The 21,825-nt window shown below is 51.8% G+C and carries 29 protein-coding genes; 3 read left to right on the top strand and 26 right to left on the bottom strand.

Annotation, left to right across the window (positions count from 1 at the left end; translation table 11 throughout):
• Positions 1–8: 8 nt before the first annotated feature.
• From nusB to aroQ, 16 genes are all read right to left on the bottom strand, one after another.
• Positions 9–437 (bottom strand): transcription antitermination factor NusB, encoded by a 429-nt coding sequence (nusB, locus tag AN477_RS13530; protein WP_054969689.1) that lies wholly within the window; start codon positions 435–437, stop codon positions 9–11.
• Between the two features lie 60 nt (positions 438–497).
• Positions 498–734 (bottom strand): DUF2273 domain-containing protein, encoded by a 237-nt coding sequence (locus AN477_RS13525; protein WP_054969688.1) that lies wholly within the window; start codon positions 732–734, stop codon positions 498–500.
• Entirely contained in the window at positions 735–1,268 is a 534-nt protein-coding gene (gene amaP, locus AN477_RS13520) for an alkaline shock response membrane anchor protein AmaP (RefSeq protein WP_054969687.1), read from the bottom strand.
• Positions 1,269–1,459: 191 nt separating this feature from the next.
• Positions 1,460–1,873, bottom strand: a complete 414-nt coding sequence (locus AN477_RS13515) for an Asp23/Gls24 family envelope stress response protein (RefSeq protein ID WP_054969686.1) — start codon at positions 1,871–1,873, stop codon at positions 1,460–1,462.
• 53 nt (positions 1,874–1,926) lie between these two features.
• On the bottom strand, positions 1,927–3,273 hold the full coding sequence (gene accC, locus AN477_RS13510; RefSeq protein WP_054969685.1) for an acetyl-CoA carboxylase biotin carboxylase subunit: 1,347 nt from the start codon (positions 3,271–3,273) through the stop codon (positions 1,927–1,929).
• 26 nt (positions 3,274–3,299) lie between these two features.
• On the bottom strand, positions 3,300–3,797 hold the full coding sequence (accB, locus tag AN477_RS13505) for an acetyl-CoA carboxylase biotin carboxyl carrier protein (protein WP_054969729.1): 498 nt from the start codon (positions 3,795–3,797) through the stop codon (positions 3,300–3,302).
• Between the two features lie 142 nt (positions 3,798–3,939).
• Positions 3,940–4,548, bottom strand: coding sequence for a SpoIIIAH-like family protein (locus AN477_RS13500; RefSeq protein WP_054969684.1), 609 nt, complete (start codon positions 4,546–4,548; stop codon positions 3,940–3,942).
• Positions 4,549–4,569: 21 nt separating this feature from the next.
• Positions 4,570–5,145 carry a hypothetical protein gene (locus AN477_RS13495; RefSeq protein ID WP_054969683.1) on the bottom strand — a complete coding sequence of 192 codons (576 nt, stop codon included), beginning with the start codon at positions 5,143–5,145 and terminating at the stop codon, positions 4,570–4,572.
• A gap of 60 nt (positions 5,146–5,205) precedes the next feature.
• Positions 5,206–5,721, bottom strand: a complete 516-nt coding sequence (spoIIIAF, locus tag AN477_RS13490) for a stage III sporulation protein AF (RefSeq protein ID WP_054969682.1) — start codon at positions 5,719–5,721, stop codon at positions 5,206–5,208.
• Positions 5,718–7,001 carry a stage III sporulation protein AE gene (gene spoIIIAE, locus AN477_RS13485; RefSeq protein WP_169787898.1) on the bottom strand — a complete coding sequence of 428 codons (1,284 nt, stop codon included), beginning with the start codon at positions 6,999–7,001 and terminating at the stop codon, positions 5,718–5,720. The genes spoIIIAF and spoIIIAE overlap by 4 nt, the downstream gene beginning before the upstream one ends.
• A gap of 25 nt (positions 7,002–7,026) precedes the next feature.
• Positions 7,027–7,419, bottom strand: coding sequence for a stage III sporulation protein AD (gene spoIIIAD / locus AN477_RS13480; RefSeq protein ID WP_342668559.1), 393 nt, complete (start codon positions 7,417–7,419; stop codon positions 7,027–7,029).
• Positions 7,420–7,422: 3 nt separating this feature from the next.
• The gene (gene spoIIIAC, locus AN477_RS13475; protein ID WP_157061959.1) at positions 7,423–7,626 is read right to left on the bottom strand and encodes a stage III sporulation protein AC; all 204 of its coding nucleotides are present in this window, start codon (positions 7,624–7,626) and stop codon (positions 7,423–7,425) included.
• 32 nt (positions 7,627–7,658) lie between these two features.
• The gene (gene spoIIIAB / locus AN477_RS13470; RefSeq protein WP_054969679.1) at positions 7,659–8,174 is read right to left on the bottom strand and encodes a stage III sporulation protein SpoIIIAB; all 516 of its coding nucleotides are present in this window, start codon (positions 8,172–8,174) and stop codon (positions 7,659–7,661) included.
• Positions 8,171–9,199, bottom strand: coding sequence for a stage III sporulation protein AA (gene spoIIIAA / locus AN477_RS13465; RefSeq protein ID WP_169787897.1), 1,029 nt, complete (start codon positions 9,197–9,199; stop codon positions 8,171–8,173). The genes spoIIIAB and spoIIIAA overlap by 4 nt, the downstream gene beginning before the upstream one ends.
• A 367-nt stretch (positions 9,200–9,566) precedes the next feature.
• Positions 9,567–10,124 (bottom strand): elongation factor P, encoded by a 558-nt coding sequence (efp, locus tag AN477_RS13460; RefSeq protein ID WP_054969678.1) that lies wholly within the window; start codon positions 10,122–10,124, stop codon positions 9,567–9,569.
• Positions 10,121–10,648 carry a type II 3-dehydroquinate dehydratase gene (gene aroQ / locus AN477_RS13455; protein ID WP_211266012.1) on the bottom strand — a complete coding sequence of 176 codons (528 nt, stop codon included), beginning with the start codon at positions 10,646–10,648 and terminating at the stop codon, positions 10,121–10,123. The genes efp and aroQ overlap by 4 nt, the downstream gene beginning before the upstream one ends.
• A gap of 113 nt (positions 10,649–10,761) precedes the next feature.
• On the opposite strand from aroQ, the gene AN477_RS13450 reads away from it, so the two are divergent.
• Positions 10,762–11,400: a histidine phosphatase family protein gene (locus AN477_RS13450; RefSeq protein WP_054969677.1), complete on the top strand. Its 639-nt coding sequence runs from the start codon at positions 10,762–10,764 to the stop codon at positions 11,398–11,400.
• Here AN477_RS13450 and gcvPB read toward each other — a convergent pair.
• Genes gcvPB through gcvT form a run of 3 tightly spaced genes read right to left on the bottom strand, consistent with a single transcriptional unit; the run spans position 11,382 to position 15,322 of the window.
• The gene (gene gcvPB, locus AN477_RS13445) at positions 11,382–12,842 is read right to left on the bottom strand and encodes an aminomethyl-transferring glycine dehydrogenase subunit GcvPB (RefSeq protein WP_054969726.1); all 1,461 of its coding nucleotides are present in this window, start codon (positions 12,840–12,842) and stop codon (positions 11,382–11,384) included. The two genes, AN477_RS13450 and gcvPB, sit on opposite strands and share 19 nt — an antisense overlap.
• A 2-nt stretch (positions 12,843–12,844) precedes the next feature.
• The gene (gene gcvPA, locus AN477_RS13440) at positions 12,845–14,194 is read right to left on the bottom strand and encodes an aminomethyl-transferring glycine dehydrogenase subunit GcvPA (RefSeq protein WP_083486279.1); all 1,350 of its coding nucleotides are present in this window, start codon (positions 14,192–14,194) and stop codon (positions 12,845–12,847) included.
• 24 nt (positions 14,195–14,218) lie between these two features.
• Positions 14,219–15,322, bottom strand: a complete 1,104-nt coding sequence (gene gcvT / locus AN477_RS13435) for a glycine cleavage system aminomethyltransferase GcvT (protein ID WP_054969676.1) — start codon at positions 15,320–15,322, stop codon at positions 14,219–14,221.
• A 156-nt stretch (positions 15,323–15,478) separates the two neighbouring features.
• Here gcvT and AN477_RS13430 point away from each other — a divergent pair, with 156 nt between their 5' ends.
• Entirely contained in the window at positions 15,479–17,221 is a 1,743-nt protein-coding gene (locus AN477_RS13430) for a DEAD/DEAH box helicase (RefSeq protein ID WP_083486278.1), read from the top strand.
• Positions 17,218–18,171, top strand: a complete 954-nt coding sequence (locus AN477_RS13425; protein WP_054969675.1) for a YqhG family protein — start codon at positions 17,218–17,220, stop codon at positions 18,169–18,171. Before AN477_RS13430 ends, AN477_RS13425 begins: the two co-directional genes overlap by 4 nt.
• Here the strand turns inward: AN477_RS13425 and zapE are convergent.
• The 7 genes from zapE to AN477_RS13390 form a co-directional block, all read right to left on the bottom strand.
• On the bottom strand, positions 18,164–19,099 hold the full coding sequence (gene zapE / locus AN477_RS13420) for an AFG1/ZapE family ATPase (protein ID WP_245631824.1): 936 nt from the start codon (positions 19,097–19,099) through the stop codon (positions 18,164–18,166). The genes AN477_RS13425 and zapE overlap by 8 nt on opposite strands.
• Positions 19,087–19,629: a shikimate kinase gene (locus tag AN477_RS13415; RefSeq protein ID WP_054969674.1), complete on the bottom strand. Its 543-nt coding sequence runs from the start codon at positions 19,627–19,629 to the stop codon at positions 19,087–19,089. Before AN477_RS13415 ends, zapE begins: the two co-directional genes overlap by 13 nt.
• A gap of 89 nt (positions 19,630–19,718) precedes the next feature.
• Positions 19,719–20,129, bottom strand: a complete 411-nt coding sequence (locus AN477_RS13410) for a hypothetical protein (RefSeq protein WP_054969673.1) — start codon at positions 20,127–20,129, stop codon at positions 19,719–19,721.
• A gap of 79 nt (positions 20,130–20,208) precedes the next feature.
• Positions 20,209–20,631, bottom strand: coding sequence for a hypothetical protein (locus AN477_RS13405; protein WP_054969672.1), 423 nt, complete (start codon positions 20,629–20,631; stop codon positions 20,209–20,211).
• 13 nt (positions 20,632–20,644) lie between these two features.
• A complete protein-coding gene (locus AN477_RS13400; protein ID WP_054969671.1) occupies positions 20,645–20,974 on the bottom strand; it encodes a hypothetical protein in 330 nt (109 codons plus the stop codon).
• A complete protein-coding gene (locus AN477_RS13395) occupies positions 20,971–21,435 on the bottom strand; it encodes a prepilin-type N-terminal cleavage/methylation domain-containing protein (RefSeq protein WP_054969670.1) in 465 nt (154 codons plus the stop codon). The genes AN477_RS13400 and AN477_RS13395 overlap by 4 nt, the downstream gene beginning before the upstream one ends.
• Positions 21,436–21,439: 4 nt before the next feature.
• Positions 21,440–21,808 (bottom strand): competence type IV pilus major pilin ComGC, encoded by a 369-nt coding sequence (locus tag AN477_RS13390; protein ID WP_054969669.1) that lies wholly within the window; start codon positions 21,806–21,808, stop codon positions 21,440–21,442.
• Between the last annotated feature and the right edge of the window lie 17 nt (positions 21,809–21,825).

Genomic DNA, 21,825 nt, shown 5'->3' with positions numbered 1-21,825 from the left:
TGAAAAGGTCACTCTTCCTCTGCCCGGCGCACTTCAACCGCTGGCAGCAACTTCGCAAGGGCACCGTTAATGAACCGTCCAGACTCTTCCGTGCTGTACTCTTTTGCTAGTTCCACAGCCTCATCCATGATGGTTGCAACGTCGGTTTCTGGTTCAAACATCAACTCATACAGGGCGAGCCGGAGAACCGCAAGATCCACCTTTGCGATTCTATCCAACCGCCAACCAGTTACGTTTTTGGCAATCATGTCATCAAGCATCTCCGTGTTCACAGCAACTCCCTCGACAAGGCCCTTGACAAAATCACGTTGACCGTCGCCCAGTTCAGCGTCCGCGCCATCCAGCACGTGATTCACGGCATCTGATGCGAGTACTTGTCCAACATCCATTTGATAAACGGCCTGCACGGCCCGTGCTCGAAGTTCTCGTCGTTTCATATGATTCTTGGCTGTCCACCTTTACAGCAACTGCCTTTTTCTGCAGTTGTCTTTAATGCGCTATTGGTCGTTAAAACGGTCTGCAAGCAGTTTGTCAAGCACTTGCTTCCAGTCATGCTTCTCTTCCATCACGCGTCCCAAAAAGAATCCCGCCACCATCAACACCAATAACAGCAGTGTCGACCAAAATCCAAAAATCATCCATGCCAGCCACAGAACGACACCCGCAATCATTCCTTGCCAACGCCGCTTGAGGTTGAGAAGCCCAACGGATATAGTGCGAACGAACGTCCACATTTAATCCACCCACGCTTTACTCACTTTGGCTGCAGAGCTCGCAAGCTCTGCGACGTGAACGGTTACTCGTTCGACGGTGACACCAGTCGTGTTCTCCACGTATTCCTTTACTGCACTCTGAATCTCACGACTCATTGCATTCAAATCAAGATCCGGCAGGACGCGAACGCGAATCGCAAGCCAGATGCCTTGTTGTCCATTCCGTACCCGAGTGTCAAATTCCTGTACGCCTTTGACGGATTTCCCCGTCCGGTTGGACAATTGACGAATCGTCTCAAACGAGATACGGATATTCCCGAACTCACCGGGCAGCACAACGAAATCTACGTCGTGCGAGCTGATGCGATAAAACAAGAACCGAAGTCCAAGGATAAACCAGACAATCGAAACGACGATCGCATATATGTACCAAGGGTACTGCGTGATTTGAGTCAGGTTTCCAAAGCCCATTACACTCAGCAAGAACAGCCCCACAGCTCCGGCAAGGCTGATGATGGTAAACAACACGAGCAAAATGCGATCCAAATAACTCACATCGAACGCCTCCCGGGCGAATCAGTAAGAGCTTGTGAGCCCGGCTTGGTAACCTGCTGGCATCCCTGATGCACCATACGCCTGTTTCGTGAGAAGGACAGACTGCGGACCACCGAAATGCTTCACTGGTGCCGTCAGTTCCCGACACCCGCAGATGCCAAGGAACCGAAGCCGGACTCATGGAACGATAATTAGGAGTGAATGCGCTTATCCGTGTTTTCTGGAAGTTCTTTGACTTCACCGTGTACGCGCACGGCTGTCACATGAACGTTGACATGCGTCACGCTGAGCCCTGTCATCCCTTCTACGGCGCTCTTTACGTGTTCTTGGACTTGCATGCATGTCGTCGGAATATTGATCCCAAAGTCAAGGACGAGGGAAAGCCCAATATTGCAGGACTTTTCTTCATCGTGAAATTCGACTCGCACGCCTTTGGCCAGATTCTTCCGTCCGAGTAAAGACTCAGTCAGACCTCCGGCAAAACTTCCGGTTAAATCGACAACGCCCTCAATCTCGCTGGCGGCAAGTCCCGCAATAATCTGGATCACTTCATCTGCAATCTGGATTTTACCGAGATCGTTCGTCTGAAACTCCATGTCCTGCATAACACACCTGCCTCCGTTCGTCTAAAAATGAGTCTGTACAACCACACTGTTCTCTAGAACTCGAGGGTGTGTTCCTCGAGGAACCTAGTCGTCACATTTCCTTGGCGGAAATCCTCGTTTTGCAACAAGGCAATGTGAAATGGAATGGTCGTCTTAACGCCTTCAATACGAAATTCCTGCAATGCGCGACTCATGCGATTCATCGCCAGTTCTCTGGTCGGTGCCCAAACCACAAGTTTGGCTATCATTGAATCGTAGAACGGCGGGACAGAGTATCCAGGGAATGCAGCACTATCCACGCGCACACCAGGTCCACCGGGTGCGAGATACTCTGTGATGCGTCCCGGCGTCGGCATAAAGCCTCGTGCCGGATCTTCAGCATTAATCCGACACTCCATTGCGTGGCCGCGCATGACAACTTCATCTTGAGTAAAGCTCAGAGGTTCGCCAGCGGCAACCAATATCTGTTCACGGACCAGATCAAAACCGGTCACCCATTCCGTCACAGGGTGTTCAACCTGAATACGTGTATTCATTTCCATAAAGTAAAACTCACCATTGTCGGCATAAATGAATTCAATGGTTCCAGCACCGACATAATCAACGGCCTTTGCGGCTGCAACAGCAGCTGCACCCATGCGTTGCCGGGTCTCCTCTGAGAGAACTGGGCAAGGAGACTCTTCTACAAGCTTTTGCAGTCTTCTTTGCACAGAGCAATCCCGTTCGCCAAGATGGACAGCGTTTCCATGCCGGTCCGCCATCACTTGAATTTCGACGTGGCGCATGCGCTCAATATACTTCTCGAGGTATACTCCAGCATTCCCGAAAGCAGTCTCTGCTTCACGCTGCGCGGTCACGACGGCCTGGCGAAGCGCGTCCGCATCACGTACAATTCGAATCCCTTTTCCACCACCGCCAGCCGTGGCTTTGATGATAACTGGATACCCGATGAGTTCTGCAACTTCGATCGCCTCTTCGGGTGTCTGCAACAATCCGTCGCTGCCTGGGACTGTAGGAACGCCTGCGGCTTTCATGGTGTCCCTTGCCATCGACTTATCGCCCATGGTTTCAATCGCATATGGGCTCGGTCCGATAAAGGTAATCCCGCACTGCTCACAGACTTCAGAGAAATCACTGTTTTCAGCCAAGAATCCATATCCAGGATGTATGGCATCCACGCCAGTCAGTGTTGCCACTGACATGATGCTCGGGATATGTAGATAGCTCTGTTTGCTTGGTGTCGGACCAATGCAGTATGCTTCATCAGCGAGCTGCACGTGGAGTGCATCTGCATCTGCTTGTGAATACACTGCTACGGTCTCTATCCCGAGCTCCCGGCAGGCCCGAATCACGCGGACTGCGATCTCACCTCGATTTGCAACCAATACTCGCTTGAACATGGTCGTTCTCCTTATATACGTATCTTTTAGGAACGTTTAATCTTGAACAACGGCTGACCATACTCCACCAGCTGTCCATTTTCAGCCATTACCTCTGTAACGACACCGCTGACTTCTGCTTCGATCTCGTTCATTAGCTTCATGGCCTCGACAATGCAAACGATGGTCTTTGTTGTTACTCGACTGCCCACTTCAACGTAAGCTGGTGCATCTGGTGACGGCGACCGATAGAATGTACCGACCATCGGAGACGTAATCACTGTCGTCGCTTCATCATTCTCCTGGGCAGGAGTTGCGCCTTGTACCAGCGGCGCTTGCGGCTCTGCGACAGGAGCAGCAGCCGACACTGCACGGATCGTCGCCTGCACGGGCATACTCGGTGCAACTTGGACCTGCGGAATCACTCCGCTCACGTCCGGCTTTTTAATACAAAGCTTGTCATCACCAGAAACTATCGTTAATTCGCTCACACTCGTTTCATCCAACAACCGAATTAGTTCTCGGATCTCACCAATCTTAAACAACAAACTGTCACCCCTTGGCAGATGGCGTCTCAATTACTCGTCCTAGTATAACATAGAGACAAAACGTGTTCTATGTTACCCAATAAGCCTTGCCAAGACAAACGCCCCGCACAGAGCGGGGCGTTTTGATGACGTTGTCAGATTAGGCTTTGATTTGGATCACGACGTTGGATGCTGACATGTTTAGCTCCTGGCTGACAATGTTCATTAATGCAACCGCGCTGCTGTTACTGATTTTGCTGGCCTTTACGTAGACAATCACTTTGCCCCCATCAGAGCTTGGAACAATCACGCAGTCTTTATATCCTTGGGCAAGAATCATTTCTTTGGCATTCGCCAGTTCACCTTGCAACGTTTGCAGCTGACGGAGCTTGTCTTCAGCCTGGCTGAGCTGCGTCGCGGAAGCATTGTTGTTGGAGATAATCTGTGTCTCGGTATCAATCTGCTGAGTCATCTGAGTATCAAGCTGCGTCTGCATGTTGACGAACCAGTCTGTGGTGGTCGTAGGAGTGCCGGTGCTGCTGCCTGTACTCTGACTTTGAGCACTGTTTCCTGTCGTGCCCGCCTGGTTGCCGGTTGCTTGTCCCGTAGATGATGAGTTTCCGGGCTGGCCGCTCGTCGTTGCAATGCTCGTTGAATTTGTCTGAGACGATGTAGTCAGGCTAGATTCGTTATTCATGGTGTAATACCCAATCAACATCAGGGACAACACCATCATCGTCGATAACCAGACCGTTTGCCGTTTCACCATTTGCACATTCCTCCCAATCTTCTAAGGATTACTCCTTTTTGGCTCTACGCTAATTTTATATGCAGGCACGTCCAACACATGACCAATTGCGTCAATGATTTCTGCTTTTGCTACGAAGAAATCTTTTGCATTCACCAAAACGACTACCCCGCGAACCTTCGGGGACTGCTGTGATGTAACGAAAGGAATCGTACTTCCATCTGCAGTGTGCTGCGTAAAAACAGAGTTGTCCTCTGTCGTAGACTGCGAGGAAGACTGTCCTGCAGTTCCTTTTTGGGTCTGCGTTGTTTGTCGCTCATTACTCGCGACAGAAAGTTGGTTGGTAGAGTCGAGCGTCACCATGACAACCGCGCTGTTGACACCTTGCAGTTGGTCGATAATCTGTGTTAACTGGTTGTCGTAGTTCGTCTCCATCTGCAAGATGGGGTCTGAGCTGCTTGAAGGCCCGCCTGAACCGTTGGTTGAGCTGATGCTGGCCGCCGTCGAAGTCGAAGCCGAAGTCGAACTAGGTCCCGAGCCTATGGTCGATACAGCGGCAGCGCCGCTTTTCCAAAACGAACCGACGAGAATAAACAGCACACCCAAGGCACCGAGCAACAACAACCACTTGTTCTGTAAAATGGTCTTGAAATCCAGAAGAACTCCCCCCCTTCTCAGTCAATTGACCACTTTTATCTGGTCCTTCGAGAGCGCTAACTGGACTGTAAGATACTGGATAATGACATCTCGAGTTTGAGATTGGTTTGCGTTCGGGGTTTCCACTGTAACCGAGCGAACCATTCCTGTATTGTCTGTGGCAACCTGCACAGCGGTTACAGTGCAGTTGCATGCGTCTGCAACCGCAACCTTGAGCCTTTGCTCAAGCAGTGCGACCTCTTCATTCGATTGCTCAGTCTGAAACTGCTGTTTGAGGTTCGAAACATCGTAGCTTTGTCTCGTATGGGTTGAGGAGGGACTACTCAGGATTTCGCTCGTGGCCTTCTCGGCCAATTGGTTCGCCCATCCCCCCTGGAACAGCGGCATAACCGGTTGCAGCATTGCTGCGATGACAGCCAACCCCATGACCATCCGTACGTACTTTTGCATCGATTTCGTTGGCAACAGGAAGTCTGCCAGGATTGCGAGAAAAATGATGAGTATGATTTGCCTTAACCACCCCCCGATAACCGTCATGACATCACCACCGCAATATTTGCTGACAAGAGTAAGATGCAAATGGCCATAAAGAACATGAGAGCCACTGCTGCTACGCAAGCAAACACCAACACGAGAGTCTTGCTTAGAGACCCTAGGGTCTTCACCATCGGTCCATCACCAAGAGGTTGCATCAGTGCCGCACTGCCGTTGTAAATCATCGACAAAGCGAGGATCTTTAAAGCAGGGAATAAAGCCAGACACAGCACAATCAACAAACCTGCTACCCCGACAGCGTTTTTCACCAACATCGAGGCGCTGACAACTGTCTCGGCGGCGTCAGACATGGCCTTCCCAACTATCGGAACGAATGTGTTGACTGAGAACTTGGCCAACCGCAGTGTTACGCCATCAGCAACGCCCTTGCCAAGCCCCTGGACACTTGCAACCCCAAGGAATGCACTTAGACATAAACCTAGTGTGGCGACGCCCGCAGTTCGAAAAAATCCAGCCAACCTTGTCACTTGATACCGGGGTGACAAACTGCTGACCAAGTCGAGGATGGCAGCGAAAAAGATCATTGGAAATACAAACAAGAAAATCACGTTGCTGATAAGATGCACAGCGAACACAAGCATGGGTTGAAAGAAGGCAGCGGACGTTACGGCTCCCGAAGCAGCCATCAACGTGACAACAAGAGGGACCGTAGCAAGCATGAAGTCTGTCATCGATTGAATGGCGTGCTTGGCGTACCCCACCGCTTCCGTAAACGACCCGATGGCCAGTCCAATCAATACAAAGAAAATCACAGCATAGGCAATCTGACTAACCGTCTGCTGTTCAAACGCTGACTGCAGGGACTGTAAAATCACGGCAAGGACGCTCAGGAGCAGGATGGCTCCAAGCAGTCGAATGTTGTCAAAGACTTCTGAGAAGAAGTAGCGTAAGATGCCATGTATCAGTCCATGGAGATTCCAGCCACCGTTTTCGAGAATTGACCGGATGATATTGCCGCTCTGGGCGTCCGGGAGGTATCCACCATACTGCTGCTGCAGAGAGTTCCAGTATTGTTCGATCACGCCGGTTGGCAGGCTGTCGAGCTGCGACTGGGCTACTTGGTTCAACGACTCCGTGCCAGGGGACTGCCCACTCTGAACAGAGTTGTTCGAACTTTGAGCAGTCAGGGTTCCACTCTGTGTGGCTGACGACGGCGGAGGCTGACCGGTCGTTCCTGACTGACCCACGTCCGCGAAGGCCGGCTGGATAAACAGGATGCATGCGAACAGCGTGAGAAGGAATGAAACAAGGAACCGTCGCAATGTCTTCAACCTCCGTCCCGGGCCTCTACGGCAACATACGTACCAATGAATCGATGACACCGGTGATAATCGGCAGAGCTAAAATCACAATCCCGACTTTCCCAGCCAACTCAATTTTTCCGGCTAATGCACCTTCCTTAGCGTCACGGGCCACTTGGGCTGCAAATTCGACGATGTACGCGATCCCGATGATTCTGAGCACGGTGGCCATAAATCCCTGATTCACGTTTGCAGCAGCAGAAAGGTCTGTCAGAGTCTTGATGACAGAGTGCATATTCTGCACCACTGCTACCAGAAGCACGATACCCGCTAGCAATCCAACCATCATCGCAAACTGGGGCGCATGCGGTCGCAAGACGGAAACCAATACTGTTGCCGTAAGGCCGATGCCGACGAGCTGCAGAATATGCAAAGACATCACCTACATTTGGAGGAAGACTCGCTGGATCTCACTGTACAAGTGGTCCACGTATCCAATTACGATGACAAACACTGCTACAAATCCGACAAATGTTGTCCAGTTTGCAAACTCTTCTTTACCACTCTGCTTGAGAATGGTATGTAAGATGGCCACTAAAAACCCAATCCCTGCGATTTGGAAGATTGCTCGAATTTCCGGAGTCACCCATAGTCCCTCCATCCCTAGTCGATAGACTTTTAATACAGCAGGATGACAATGAACAGTCCTGCCAACACGCCGATATATTGCCACATGCGTTCGTACCGACGTCGGTCCTCAGCGGCACCTTTTTGGGCAGACTCTAACTGTGCGAGTGTGGCCTCAAACTGTTGACTCTGGTGTAGAAGGTCAGATGTACCAAGGGTTCGGCCAAACACGGCAAGGGCAGTGAAGTCCGCATCTGTCAAATGAGCCTTCTGTCGACATGCACGCACCCCCGCCGCCAGTGCTTCCCCGACGGTAACATCTGCTCCGGACAATTCGTCCGCCGTTGTGTTAAAAACAATGTTTACCGGGCTGTGCATCCGTGCACCCACATTTTTGAGAGCCTGCGGCAATGGAGTTGCGGTGTATTCAATTTCAGCGCGCAACAACCTCAAAGCCTCAATCAGCAGGAGTAATTCCCTCGGACGCTCACGATACACCCTTGCCACTCGAAACCCAATGGCACTCGTTGCAACGACAATCAGTGCGCAGCCAATTAACTTGATCAACGTAGGTCCACCCTTTTACTAGAGGAGGCTCGTCTGTACAGCACATGTTGGTCTGCATCCTCAATCCGGAGAATCGTTCCAGGACCGTCCTGTCTGCCAATCAAGACGTACCTGTCAAAAGCCCGGGACTGAAACAATCCTTCCATCGCAGGTCGTTGTCTCCACTGCTCCACCGACCCTGCGTGCACTGAAGTAACGACTGCGACCCCCGCATGTGTGGCATCCATGATTGCTCTCGCGTCTTCTTCATGACCGATCTCATCGGTTACGAGGACCGCTGGTGACAAGCTGCGGATGGCAATGCGCATGCCCTCTGCTTTTGGACAGGCGTCAAGAAGGTCGGTTCGCGGACCGATGTCGAACTGCGGCCGTCCGTCTACACTGCCAGCCAGCTCAGAACGCTCATCCACAATGGACACCTTGGCCCCCGGAATACCTGGCGCGATAATGCCCCAACTCCACAGTCTCGCCAAATCGCGCAGCAGAGTTGTCTTGCCGCATTGGGGCGGAGAAATTAGAAGTACGCTCAGCGGCCTTCCGTTCTCTTTGTCAACGGTGTATTTTGCAAGTTGAGAGGCAACTCCGTGCCGCTCTCTTGCCACTCGGATGTTTACGGAGAAAATAGACCGAACCGCCTTTATCTCTCCTCGGTTGCCGAGTACGGCTCTGCCCGCAATACCGACACGGTGGCCGCCTTGCATCGTCACAAAGCCTTTTTTCAAATCATCTTCCACCGCATACAAGGACGCCTGGGTCACACCCTGAATCACGCGAGCCAGGTGATCTTCCGTCACCAAGAAGCCACTCCTCGGGTCCGTTGTCACGTCTCCGGCTTCTCCGAGGAACCTGTCAAAACCCCAGCCTGCCAACTGAACGGGCTGACCAAGCCGCAGCCGAACTTCTTCGATGCGGCGCAGGTATGCTGGGTCAAGACTCTCGAGCCGTCCCCGAATGTCTGGTGGACAGACGTGAAAGACCTGCTCCCAAGTGCGCCGGGCAGAGGTCTCATCGACCTGATCAATCACTCTTTGTCCACCTCCCAGTTAGTCCATGTATATGGACGGGCACCGGGGAGTATGCCTACCTGCAGGATAGGCGCCGTAACAGCGGGCGAGTTTGATTCATTTGATGACCATAGGGAGATACAGGAGGGTTCTCTGGTGCTGCTTTTTGTGGAGTCCATCACGGACAAAAGGAGGTCTACCGTTGGATATTGCAGTGATGATCCGATGGATTGTTGTTTTTCTTGTCATCTTCGTGTTGTTGATGTTCCTGGTATTTAGTTTTTTCAGCAAAAACAAATCTCGGGCCTAAAAGGTGAGGTGCCTCTTTTGGGGGTTGGCATGAAAAAAGGCGTGCCAGTAGTAGGCACGCCAATTGTTCTGTCTGATATTACGCACGGGATACGTAGGCACCCGAGCGAGTGTCGATGATGAGCCGGTCGCCTTCATTAATGAAGAACGGAACCTGTAGTGTATACCCAGTCTCTACAGTCGCAGGCTTGCTGCCGCCTGTAGCAGTGTCTCCCTTGATGCCAGGTTCTGTGCTTACGACTTCAAGTTCGACCGTGTTTGGCAAGTCGATACCGATACTCGCTCCATCATGCATAACAACATAACAATTCATGTTTTCTTTCAGGAAGTTCAGTTCATACTCAAGTGAACCCTTTTGAATTGTCAACTGTTCATAGGTTTCAGTATCCATAAAGGTGTACAGTTCACCGTCGTTGTACAGGTACTGCATTTCCCGCGTCTCAATCCTGGCGCGAGGAACCTTCTCACCTGCTCGGAACGTCTGCTCGCGAACTGCCCCCGTTTTTACATTCTTCAACTTGGTTCGAACGAACGCTGCGCCTTTGCCCGGCTTAACGTGCATAAACTCAATGACTCGAAAAATATTGCCATCTACTTCAATGGTTGTGCCTGTACGAAAATCGTTGCTTGAAATCACTTTGTTCCCTCCTGCGAAAGTTCGGATATCGATGTTTGCTGTGACTCTGAAGGGCCTGGCTGCTCTGCACCCCGATGCACGATTCGTGTCAACAGGAATTGTAGAGCAAGGTCGTACCCTCTTGTGCCTAGTCCGACAATTTGACCCGTCACCACAGCGGCCAGTACAGACTCATGGCGAAACGCTTCCCGTTGATGGACATTGGATATGTGCACCTCCACAATTGGGCAGTGCGCCCCCACGTCCGCCAGACAGTCTCGCAAAGCGTAGCTGTAATGTGCAAATGCCCCAGGGTTGATAATGACGCCATCCGCACAAGGAGCATTCTCCTGCAAGAAGTCAATCATTACACCTTCTGAATTCGTTTGCTTATCAACCACGCTTATACCTTGTGCCATTGCCAACTGCCTGACTCGGTTGACCACCTGCGGCAAGGTTTCGCTGCCATATATGCCGGGTTCACGGGCACCAAGACGGTTCAGGTTCGGTCCGTTCACCAACAGAATCGTGGGCTGTCCGTTCAAGCAGATTCGTCCTTTCCAGAGGCGTTCTGGGCTTTGACGCAAATCGATGACATTGTAACACACACGCAGATATACTGGAAATAACCATCTCGTCGAATAAAGGAGGAAAAGATGTGCTGGAATTGTGGGTAGTTCGGCATGGCCAAACGAATTGGAACCTGGAGCACCGCGTTCAAGGGTGGACAGACATCCCTTTAAACGCTGCAGGCATCGAAGAAGCACATGCCCTTGGTCGATACCTGCATGGAATCCCTTTTCTTGCGCTCTACACGAGCGACCTGCAACGTGCTCATACTACAGCCTCCATTTTACAAGGGTACACAGGCATTCCTATCCGTGTGGACGAGCGCTTGCGTGAAAAACGGTTTGGCGCGCTCGAAGGACAAATCCGGCATCAAGTGCAGAAACAAAAGGTCGTCCGACCTCACGGTGTGTCTCCACATGTGAGGTCGGACGACCCAGAGGCAGAATCAAACGACGACTTATCCAAGCGAATTCTCGCGTTTTTGAACGACTTGGGCAACCGGCATCAGACTGGCCGTGTGCTGATTGTAACGCACGGAGCCTTAATCCGGGCCCTGCTCGACTTGTCGTCCTACAGAGAGGCCGTATCTCTAAGAAACACCAGTGTCTCCCGGATTCGGCAGCACCAATCGAATCTGCACGCCGTCCACGTCAACTGGGCCGATCACCTCAAACAGCTCGGACAAAATCACCCGTTTCAACATGGAACTTACTGTGCAAAGTTGTAACGCAAAACCGGATTACGTGCCGCGGTGACTTCATCCAGCCTGCCAACAACGGTACTGTGTGGAGCACTGCGGACGAAATCGGGACTTTCTTCAGCTTCTTTCGCGATGGTCAGCATGATGTCTGCAAATGCATCGAGCGTCTCGAGGCTCTCCGTTTCGGTTGGCTCAATCATCAAGCACTCTTCGACAATGAGCGGAAAGTAGATTGTCGGCGGATGCACGCCAAAGTCAAGCAGTCGCTTCGCGATGTCGAGCGTCTTGACACCCAGTTTCTTCTGCCGGCGCCCGGACAGGACAAACTCGTGCTTACAAACAGCGTCAAACGGAAGGTCATATGCACCTTCAAGCCGACGCATTAAATAGTTTGCGGACAAGACAGCGTGTTCTGAAACACGTTTTAATCCGTCGGGTCCCATGGTGCGAATGTACGCATAGGCTCGTACGAGTACGCCAAAGTTTCCATAGAAACCTTTAACCTTACCGATGGAATCAGGACGGTTATGGTCAAGGAACAACGTGCCGTCTTCCCGGCGTCCGACAACCGGTTTTGGCAGATACTTTTCAAGGATCGATTTCACCCCGACAGGCCCGGCACCCGGTCCGCCGCCACCGTGAGGGGTGGAAAACGTCTTGTGCAAGTTGAGATGCACGACGTCAAAACCCATGTCACCGGGTCTTGCGTATCCCAAAATCGCGTTCGCGTTGGCTCCATCGTAGTACAAAAGGCCGCCGGCCTCATGAACAATTTCTGCAATCTCAAGAATGTGGGACTCAAACAACCCCAGCGTTGACGGGTTCGTCAACATGAGTGCAGCCGTGTCAGGACCGACTGCGGCACGAAGAGCATCCAAGTTCACGCTGCCGTCGGCGTTTGACGGAATCGTGACGGCTTTGAGCCCCGCCATGGTTACACTGGCCGGATTTGTACCATGCGCTGAGTCAGGCACAATCACCTTATCGCGATCTTCACCACGTTCCTTATGGTACGCAGAAATCATCGTGAGACCTGTCCATTCACCCTGAGCGCCAGCAGCTGGCTGTAAGCTGACAGCATCCATGCCTGTGATCTCGGCCAAGTCCAATTGGAGGTCGTACAGGAGTTGCAATGCACCCTGAACCGTCGATTCCGGTTGATACGGGTGGATTTGGGCAAAGCCTGGTAAGCGGGCAGCCCGCTCATTGCGCTTTGGATTGTACTTCATCGTACACGACCCGAGTGGATAGAAACCTGAATCGACGCCGTGATTGCGAGTCGACAGGGCAGTAAAGTGACGAATCACGTCTACTTCGCTGAGTTCAGGCAATCTTGGCGCGCTTGTACGTACCATCCCGTTCAGCTCACCGACCGAGCTCTCTGGTACATCGAGTTGTGGCAAGGTATATGCTTTGCGATCCGTTTCACCAATTTCAAAAATCAGTTTTTGGTCGCCATGAACTTGCACCGTCACAGCAATTCCCCCAATCGTCTGACCGTCTCGTCCAGTTCTTCCCGGCTCCGCACCTCAGTGACGCTGATCAACACGCAGTTTTCCAGATCCGGATAAAATGTACCGAGATTCAGGCCAAACAGGATCCCGTCTTGAAGCAACTGATCTTGAACTTCTGCCGCGGATTTTGGGAGTTGCACGACAAACTCGTTAAAAAATGGCCCATCAAACGGTATTTTCACACCTGGAAGAGCCTTCAATGCGTTGTACAAGTAATGAGCCTTATGGAAGTTCTGCAGCGCAACTTCCTTCATGCCGTTGGGACCCATGTAAGACATATACACGGTTGCAGCAAGCGCATTCAACGCCTGATTTGAGCAGATGTTGGAGGATGCCTTTTCGCGGCGAATATGTTGTTCGCGAGCCTGCAACGTGAGCACGAAACCGCGTCTCCCATCATGGTCGCTCGTCTGGCCGACAATCCGACCAGGAAGGCGGCGCATCAAGTCTCTTTTGGCCGCCATAATCCCAAGATACGGACCGCCGTAGGCCATTGGGTTCCCAAGCGATTGACCCTCTGCGACCACGAGGTCTGCTCCCAAGGCACCAGGTGTCTCCAGTAGCCCTAAGGCAATCGGATATGTGCTGACAACAAGCACCGCTCCGACCGCATGCGTTGCATCAGCGATGGCACGCACGTCTTCCACGCGACCAAAGAAGTTTGGATACTGGATGAGTACGCCAGCCACACTGCCGTCAAGGACCTGTGCCAACGCTGCTGAATCAACCACACCGGCAACAGACGGCAATGCCACGACTTCAATCGACTGTCCTCGTGCGTAAGTGTCGAGAACAGCACGGTATTCCGGGTGCACACTTCCAGCGACGACCAGTTTGTCACGTCGAGTGTGCGCACAGCAAACGATACCCGCCTCAGCGAAGGCCGTCGGCCCGTCGTACATCGACGCATTCGCAATATCCATCCCGGTGAGTTCAGATACCATCGTCTGATACTCGAATATCGCCTGCAGCATGCCTTGGCTGACTTCGGGTTGATAAGGTGTGTATGACGTATAAAACTCGGACCGTGAGATAATGGCGTCCACAACGCTCGGTTGATAGTGCTCATAGCTGCCTGCGCCCAAGTAAGATACGACTTGTCCAGCATCTTGGTTTCGTTGTGCCAGCTTGCCTAAATGCCGCTCTAGCTCGAGCTCTGACATGGCCGGCCGCAACTGCAACGCACGCTTCATCCGCAGTTGTTCGGGAATGTCGTCAAACAACGCTTCCGTGTCCGCAATGCCAAGGAATTCAAGCATTGTCGCACGGTCCTTTTCAGTATGTGGAACGTAGCTGAAGCTTCGCACGAAATGACCCTCCTGTGGTCTTAACTACGCCTTCGGGCGCCGGTAAAACGGGGTTTTCACAACCTCTGCTTGCAGTTTTTTGCCACGGACATCGACGAAAAAGCGCGTTCCTGCCGTGGCATGGTCTGCCTCTACAAGCGCGATGCCAATGGCTTCCTTCAGCGTTGGAGACATGGTGCCAGACGTTACGAACCCGATTTCCTTATCTTCTGACAGCACTGTGTACTCGGCTCGTGGGATCGCTTTGTCGATCATCTTGAACCCGACCACCTTACGGGTTACACCTGTCGCTTTTTGTTCGCGTAATGCATCACGCCCGATAAAAGTGTCAGCGTCAAGCTTAACAAACATACCAAGTCCAGCTTCCAGCGGACTGATGCTCTCCGTGAGCTCGTGACCGTACAACGGAAGCTTAGCTTCTAGACGCAAGGTGTCTCGCGCCCCCAAGCCGCATGGAACAAGCCCAACGCTTTTACCGATTTTAAGCAGCGATTGCCAGAGTTCGATGGCATACTCGTTGGCAACGTACAGTTCAAAGCCATCCTCACCTGTGTAGCCTGTTCGAGATAGGACGACGTTTGCATCCCCAATCTTGCTCGTCTGAAACCTGTAGAATGCAATCTCCGAGAGGTCAAACGAAACTAACTGTTGCAAGATGGATTCAGAACGCGGACCCTGTAAAGCAATCAAGGATATCTCTGCACTGCGGTTGATGAGTGTAACTTGTTCGTTTGGTATCATTGCCGCTTGCATCCAAGCGAAATCCTTGTCAATATTTGACGCATTGACAACGGTCATGAACCAGTCCGGTGCGAAACAGTAGACCAGCAGATCATCAACGGTACCGCCATTTTCATAGGTCATGGGAGAATACATGGCCATTCCTGGTTCTAATCGGTTGATATCATTGGTGACCAAACGCTGGAGGAACTTCCTGGCATCCGGTCCTTTGACATCGAACTCACCCATGTGCGACACATCAAACAAACCGGCTGCCGTGCGGACCGCCTCGTGCTCGGCAATGATTCCGGAAAACTGCACAGGCATCTCAAAGCCGCCAAAATCGACTGTCTTGGCACCGAGTTCCTGATAGACCGGATACAGAGGCGTGCGCTTCAATTCAGACACCATTTAGCCCCCTTTGGCCGAACGGGATAGCGTACCAGCAAGAAATCATGCAAGATTCGACGGGAATCGCTCATACTACGGAAACGCGAACTTGCGCGATGACCAAATTTGACGCATTGGCACGTTACAGACTGGTTCGTTATCGGAGGTGTTAAAATGTCTCCCTATCATCAAACCAACCTGTCCCAAATCGCACATACGAACCCGCTGGTACCGCCAGTCGTGTGGCCTGACGAAGATATCAAAACTGCGTTTACAGCATACCTAGAAAATGTACCAGTTGGCAACAGTCAGAACAGGGATTGGGAACTATTCCAACTCGGCAGAATTGCGGCGCAAGCGCGGCTTGTCGAAGATTTTGAAGAGCTGTATGCACTGCAGCATATCCGAGGGTTTACGCCGCTTCCCCACCAAGTGGACACGGCTCGTCAGGTTCTGCAATCTTTGCACGGACGAGCGATTCTTGCAGATGAAGTGGGACTTGGCAAGACCATTGAGGCAGGCTTGATAGCGAAGGAATATTTAGTTCGTGGTCTGGCGAAAAAAATCTTGATTATGGCGCCAGCCTCCCTCGTGTTGCAATGGACGAGAGAGTTTAACGAGAAGTTCGGGATTCGTGCTGTCGCACAAAAGAAAGCGTGGATGTGGACGCAGTACGATGTACTTGTGGCATCCCTCGATACCGCGAAGCGTGAACCGCACCGCTCCATTGTGCTCGGCATGGATTGGGATCTCGTCATTGTGGATGAAGCACACAAGCTGAAAAACCCACGAACCAGGAACTGGCAGATGGTGAACCAAATCCCGAACAAATACATGTTGCTTTTGACAGCAACACCGATTCAAAACCAACTGACCGAACTTCACACCCTAATCACACTTCTTCGCCCGGGTCAGCTCGGCAGCACCGCTCAGTTTGTCGTCGAGCACATGGCATCCAAACGAGAGGCGAAGGATCCCGAGGCCCTTCGCTCGCGTCTTTCCGAGGTCATGATTCGTAATCAACGCAATGATGGAGCGACGACACTTCCACCTCGCCATGTACAGGCAGTCTCACTGTCTCTGAACGACCAAGAACGCACCCTCTACAACGGCGTAGTGCAGTTTCTTCGTGACAGCTACGAAGAACAAAAAGGGAATCGCATCTCAGTATTGCCACTCATCACCTTGCAACGGGAAATCTGTTCCTCTCCACACGCGGCAATGACCACATTGTTAAAAATGCGAAAGAAAGCGCAGAGCCCGCGAAAAATTGAGCAGATTGATGAGTTGCTTGCCCTTTGCCAGAACGTGGAACATCATACAAAGATCGAGACAGTTCTCCAGTTGATTGAACAACTCGGAGGAAAGTGCATCATTTTTACGGAGTATCGCGCAACGCAAGACTTTTTGATGTCCATGCTATACCAACACAAAATCCCCGCAGTTCCGTTTCGAGGCGGGTTTAAACGCTCTAAAAAAGATTGGATGACTGAGCTGTTTCAAAGACGCGCTCAAGTCCTTGTCGCGACGGAGTCCGGCGGCGAAGGCATTAACCTGCAATTCTGCCACCAGATGATAAACTACGACCTGCCTTGGAACCCGATGCGTCTTGAGCAGCGGATCGGGCGCATTCACCGACTCGGTCAAGAACACCCGGTCGCTGTTTTCAACCTGGCTACAAGGGACACGATTGAAGGGCATATCGTAACTTTACTTCAGGAGAAGATTCGAATGTTTGAACACGTCATCGGAGCTCTTGATTACATCGTCGGAGACCCTGCATTCGGAGAGAAGATGGAGCGAGAACTGCTTGACATTGCCTTGACCACCAATTCCGACCGAGACTTGGAGCGGCGCATTGCAGACTATGGTGAGCGGCTGCTAGAACGTCTCAATTCAGGAGGTACACCATCTTGACCCAAGCTCGTCACGCTCTGCTGATGCAGTCTGTGGATGCACGAATTGAATTTTGCGACCGATACTTCACCGCAGTGGAAGCGAAGACGAGATACGCTGCGGATAGCTACCGGGAATACGAACTTCCGCGGGATATCGATAAAGAATTGACTGACCGGCCCTATTACTGGATGTGGGTGGAACAGACAGGCCAGGACGTTCCACCAACCGTCCTCAGACTTGCTTTCGATGACGACGCGCAAGCGAGGGAAAGTACTCGAGTTCGGGAACAGGCCCTCGCGGAAGCATCTCCCTACCTAACGGATATACAACGTCAGTACTTTGTGGCCCCCAAAGTAGAACTTGTAACCCTGGGGAGCTTTCGATTGGACAAGCTCTACAAATCCTCGATGGAACGGGGCCGGTTTGCAAGCATCGCTCCGAGTACGGCCGTTGCTATAGGTGGTCTTGTTCCCTGGTTAATGTTCAATCTGCTCGTTTCCTATCGCTGCGACATCACAGAGCAGACTTTAATGTCCATTGGGATTTGCCTTGAGAACGGTCAAATTGTAGAAAATTTCTATTCGCTGATTGAAAACATCGAGATGAGTGTGCTCAACCCGCACCACATTCGAAACAGAATGCAGATGTCCGTTGATGATGGTTTTCGGAGACTTCGGGAGTACATCGAACGCAAGATTGCAAAATCCGATCATCAGTGGGCAGAAGAAGCTGAGGAGCGGTTGAGCCGCGAAATTGAGCAAATCGAGACTTATTACGACAGTATTCGTCATGAAAAGACGGAAACCGACCAGAAAGTGCTTCAGGCGGAGTGCAGGCGAAAAATTGATCTAGCCATTGCGCGCGGAGCCGCCAAAGTGGAATTGGACGTAAAACAAGTCGCACTCGTCGGTCTTGTCGACAAGGGCGACCTGTCCAGGACACATACCTCCCAGCGCAATCCTATGTGAGCGACTGCAGGTTCCTTTGCCTAGCATCGTCTCCCTCAACTCGCGCAAGTTTTGCCATTTGCATGACGCGGCTGCGCAGCGCCGGAACGCTGTCGTGTACATCAGAGCCATTTTTCCGATACATGTCTGGCGGTGCATAGTTACTGGTGAACCAGGTCGGCAGTTGACTATGGAAGCGATGGTTGATAATCCGAAACAGCTTTTCGAGCGTAAAATCATTCGCGCGTTCCTGCGCAAACTCATCAATCCCAAGCACAGGCACCGTTGCGTAAGCCTCAAGCAGGGGTTCGAGGTCGCCATTGTCAGCAATGAGATGGCGCATCCGGTCGAAGATGGAATCGGAACGGACAAACAAAGCCGGAATTCCACGCTCAGTCAATCGGTTCAACACGCCGAGGAGAAGATGCGTTTTGCCTACACCTGGCGGACCGAACAGGTACAATCCGGACGTTGTCTGACCGACTTCAAACGTCTCGGCAAAGTCGTAAGCGTAGCGAAAAAGCTTTGGATACTTCCGGCGTTGCTCCACTGGGAAATTCCCGAGGCGAAATTCGCTGTCCTGTTTCAGTGCACCGGAGAACTCATGCCATCGGTTGACAGTTTCTCGAAGCTGTGCTTCGAGAAACGGCCGACACCGTCGGACACCAACGGACAAAGTAGGACCATATTGCTCCAACGTTTGAATAAAGCCCTGCATGTCCCCTTCCTTGCCGCAGGCATTAAACCCTTGGCAATGCTCACAAATGGATTGCTGCCGCACGTACTCAAGCAACATGGCACGGTGTGCCAAAATCTGAGCGTCGGACGCGCCCCACTCATTCAATTGTGGAACACGTCGCCGAAAGTACGATGTGTCATATGCCTCGACCTTGGCCTGAACGTCTTCAGGGAACATGGATCGCAGGCTCTGCAAGTTTAGTCGCTGCACGTCATCCACCCTCCCAGTTGACAGATCTCTCGTGCAATCGAGTCGACGTCACGCCCGTCAACTGTTACCGTAAACCGGGCTACGCTTCGATACCAGGCTTCTCTAACTGAAGCAAGTTGCACAATCCGCGAGAGTAAGTCGCTGTCACTATCCAGCATCGGACGGTGGTTCGTTTCCGATTGCAGGTGACTAAGCAATGTGCTCGGTTCTGCATTCAGCCAGATCGTCGTCCAATGCTGACCCAGCACTTCTCGGGCAGCAGCTGTCGTCACAATACCACCACCCGCAGCGAGTACCAGCGAAGTCTCCAATGTTTCGGATGTAACACGCGACAGCAGTTCGGATTCGCGCAGTCGAAATCCAGTTTCACCTTCGCGAGCAAAAATCTCGCGAATGGTCATTCCTGCTTCTGTCTCTATCATTTTATCAAGATCGACCAATGGGCAGTCGAGCATGCGGGTCAGAGCACGACCCACAGAAGACTTTCCTACGCCCATGGGACCAACCAAAGCAATTCTCTGCACATTCATCGTTACCACCTCTAGCAGGGCCATCGTATCACAATCTTAAGCCTCTCGGTAGACGGTGTTGCTAGAGAACGTCGTATATCGATAGTAGACTACGTACCACTATCGACCCACGAAGTCACGGATTTGCTCATTTGGTCGAAAGTAAAGTGTACCGCGTTTGTGGCATGATCTGTCACTGCCCGTACGATAACGGTCCACGGTGTTTGGGTGCTTACGGTCACCGTCACCGTGCTCCCGGAGTCCACCCAAACTGCCTGACTTTCCACGACTTTCCCTTTACCCAAATCCGAAATTACCTGCAGCGCCTCGCTTCTTGCCAGCCAGTATGCCTGCCGCTGAAAATGGTGCAGTTGTTCAATCTCGACTGCACGCAAAGAAACACTCACGAGCGTAAAAGCTACCAGATTGAGCAACATCGTTAAGATCAAGACTTGGATCAACACAATCCCTGAGTCACCAGACTTGTACCAGGACCTTCGAATCTGACGTATGAAATACATTTCATTTCCCACATCGCTTTGCTGGGTCTTTGCACGCCTTGATTCGGGAGCGGAAGCGAAAGTTACTTCCAAACAAGCGTTATTGCAAACCATAGGAAGCAGGCAGGAAAGTCGTATAAAGTTGCTCTGACGAACGGTCTGCAAATTGCAGAGTCACCTTCACACCGTACACATCGACACTTGCGGCCATGGCTTGAACGCCAACGGCAAGGACAGATGTTCCACCGCCAACCTGCGTGCGAACAAGCTCGGCACTCGTGTTGACTTGATAACGATAGACACGCCCATCAGCTTCGGAAACGTCCATGCCTCCGGGAACAGATTGGACAGTCTTTGCGCTGTGCACATCCTCTCGTACAACTCGTGCCGCACTATTCCACATTGCATTTGTGTCCAACCGTTGATAAATCTCCCGTTGTCCGGCGACCAATGCCACAACAACCTCACATACGAGGGCCACCAACAGCGCGCCAATCGTTAGATTGAACATCGCCTCAACCATCAGACTTCCGGCATCATTTCGGAAGTGTAACGTACAGACTTTGCGTCTCTTGTGCGTGTGTCACCACAACCTTTCGTCCCCCGTGTGGGTCCGTGATGACTGACATTTGGTACGTCTGCCCATCTGAACTTGTCCATGTCGATGTCGAGTTCGATGTGAAGGCTTCGGGGTCTGACCAAACAGATGCCAAGACTTGCTCCGCGTAGGAGTCCGCCACATCATCAAGTTGACCCATGACTTTTACCTCGAAAGCTGCATGCGCCGTCTGATACCACAGATCTGCCACCGCGCCTCCGGTCATCGCGAACAGCATCAGGGCAAGCAAGGTTTCCACGAGGGTCATGGGGTTGTACCTAGTTCGTGCAGTGACTGCAAACCGCTGCCCATGTACAGCGTTATATCCGTCTCCAGCGCACCGCTCTCCAGCCGAACGACGCCGCTTTCTTGAGCGTTGCCGGACGGATCATAACTCACCCTTCCAGACGTCATCTGTAAGTACCCATGGTAATAATTCACTCCGGAAGCAAATGTCACGCGGGAGATAGGTGTGGTTCCGTTCAAAATGGTGTAGTCTGGTGTGTATTTTGACAATTGCACGCTCCAGGCATGGCCTGAAGCGAGAGCGCCGGCCTGAGCATAGCGCAAATCCTCAATGAGGCGAATCGATGTCGCTGTGAGTGAGGCCTTTGTCAACCATGCCTGTCCAACCAGTAAAGTGGTTGTGACGAAGATGGATAGAATGAATAGGGTTCCAATGAGCTCGAGGAACGTAAACCCTTTTTCGTTGTTATTTTCCCTGAGCATCGATTCACGGCGCCCCAAGTTGATTGTGAATCGAACACTCTACAGTGACGTTGTTTGCATCTATGTCATTGATGACATAGCTGCCTCCTGACGGCTCTTTCGGTACTGAGTCCAAGATATTGTCGTCAACCAAGGCTTGCAACTGAACCGAGGTGTCGCCGGTTGGATACGCGCCGTGTAACAGGTCGTATTCAGCCAGTGCGGCTCGAATATTGCGCTGGTTTTGTTCACAGGCTGTGGTTTCGGCACGTTGACCGGCGCTGATGAGTCGAGGTGTAACGACGGTAATCATGACAGCAACAATCAAAACCGCAACTACCATTTCAATCAGCGTAAAACCTTGTTCGCTGTCTTTGCCACGGTATTTAGGCATTCTGAGTCCTCCTCTTG

The sequence above is a fragment of the Paenalicyclobacillus ferrooxydans genome, assembly GCF_001399675.1.
Taxonomy (GTDB): Bacteria; Bacillota; Bacilli; order Alicyclobacillales; family Alicyclobacillaceae; genus Alicyclobacillus_B; species Alicyclobacillus_B ferrooxydans.
Note: the sequence above shows the minus strand (reverse complement) of the source record. Positions and strands in the feature narration are given on the sequence as shown.